Raw genomic sequence first — 1405 nt, forward strand, 5'->3', positions numbered from 1 at the left:
ATTTCAGGAGTGGTAATTTGATATTGTTGATTCGCTTCGTCATTTACCTTTATCTCATCAGCTGTAAGCTCGTATTTGAAGCCTTGCTTGTAAAGAGTATATGCTTGTCTCCAAATATCGTCAACACTCAAGTCTTTTTTATAATCCCAATTTATTCTACCTGTCAATTCAAAACAAAGCCAACGGACACTTCCAGTTTCATCTGTTAAGAATTCTGCTTTATTAGTTGATCCAAAGAAACTGGCACGTCTTGAGGCTGAAGTAGGGCTTTTGTCGTAAGGTCTACGTATTTTAATGGTCTCTTTACTAAACATACTTTTTAGGCTGTTAATTTCAGCTCTTGATAAAGTAGCCAGTTCGTCCATATTGATTATAAAATTTTCACAAAGTGCAATCAAACTATCTTTGTCAGTTGATATATTTTCTGCCATGTATTGTTGCAATATGTTAGGACAAAGCCAGCGAATAAAGGTTGACTTACCGCTGTTTTGTTCTTCGTGAACAAGAATAAGAGCTTGCTTATTAATAACTGTATCATCAATTGAACAAGCAACAGTTCGTATAAGAGCTTTTTTAAAGTGCAAGGCAAATCTTTCCTGATCTGTCACAGAAATGTATTCTGTGAGCTTATGAATGTAATCCTGATCGTTTATTTCATTCCAGGGAGAAAGATTAATAAAATAGTTTTTAAACGGATTGAAACGAGTAACAAAGTCCGATTTAAGTAGTGCCATAAGTTTAGCCATTGAAAATTCAATATGATTGTGCTGAAGAAAACGGTATACATTGTTTTCATTCATTACTGTGAAATTATCCTCAGAATCATTCTTCTTGTATTCAATATCATTTGAGACTTCATTATATCTTAAAGTAAAGACCTCGTCAATGAGATGTTCAACTTTTTCAAATTTTGAGGTTTTAGAATCTTTTATTTCAGGAACCTGATTTAGCTTATCATTTTCAGAATTTGCAATTAATTCTGTATGTTGTTGAATGGCTTTTTTAATTATCAGTTCAAGATCATTTGCTGAATTATTATCAAGAAAATAATCTGAAATATCCTTTCCATTTTCTCCCAATAATTCTTTAGGTAATATTAATTGAGGTAAATGGTATTCCTTACTAAGTTTATTACTCGCATTTATTCCGGCTTCGTCATTATCGAGACATAATACTATATGTGAATATTTCTTTTGGAGTGTTTCTAATTCTTTCTTGTTTAATTTCGTCCCTGCATGATCTATTCCAATAGCTGGAATACAATGTGCATTGGCTGTAATAGTATCTTTTAACCCTTCGACAATTATTATATAATCCGATTGTTCTGGTAATTGATTTAATCCAAATAGATCAGAAAAGGTAGAAGGCTTTTTTCCTAACCAGATATGTTTAAATTTCTTGTCAG

1 protein-coding gene is annotated in these 1405 nt (G+C 32.0%); it reads right to left on the reverse strand.

Annotated elements, in window-relative coordinates; all coding sequences use genetic code 11:
- Positions 1–1405: toprim domain-containing protein (locus tag HY951_15035; protein MBI5541378.1), on the reverse strand; the 1405-nt coding region annotated here is incomplete at both ends.

The sequence above is a fragment of the Bacteroidia bacterium genome (genome assembly GCA_016218155.1).
In the GTDB taxonomy this organism is placed as follows: domain Bacteria; phylum Bacteroidota; class Bacteroidia; order Bacteroidales; family GWA2-32-17; genus GWA2-32-17.